Source organism: Pseudomonas hunanensis, from assembly GCF_013393325.1.
Taxonomy (GTDB): domain Bacteria; phylum Pseudomonadota; class Gammaproteobacteria; order Pseudomonadales; family Pseudomonadaceae; genus Aquipseudomonas; species Aquipseudomonas putida_P.
In genome coordinates this window covers 1-318 of the sequence record NZ_QJRC01000053.1, presented here as the reverse complement: position 1 = coordinate 318, position 318 = coordinate 1, and the positions used below count along the sequence as shown (strand labels likewise).

The 318-nt window shown below is 59.1% G+C and carries 1 protein-coding gene; it reads right to left on the bottom strand.

The features are described from left to right. Positions 1 to 318, bottom strand: a 318-nt coding sequence (locus tag DM807_RS00745) for an immunoglobulin-like domain-containing protein (protein ID WP_179026949.1), incomplete at both ends; no start/stop codon positions are given.

Below are 318 nucleotides of genomic sequence, written 5' to 3'. Positions count from 1 at the left end.
ATGGTGCGCTGGTCTCGCCCGCCTTGATGGTGACCTGGGCATTGTTGCTCAGGGTCACGACCAGGTCGTGATCCAGCGGCTGATTGACGTGCACGGTGAAGGTCGGCTTCACGTTCTCGGCGACCGAAGTTTGGTCAGCCGTGATGGTGACTTTGACCAGGTCGCCTTCATTGCCCGGAGTACCTGGCTCGTCAGTGACCTGGGTGCTGACCGGAGTCTTGTCCAGGTTCAGGTTTTCGAACTTCCACGCATCTGCACCGCTGACCGCATCGATGGCGTTGACCACTGGCTGGTTAGCACCGACATAGACGTTATCCG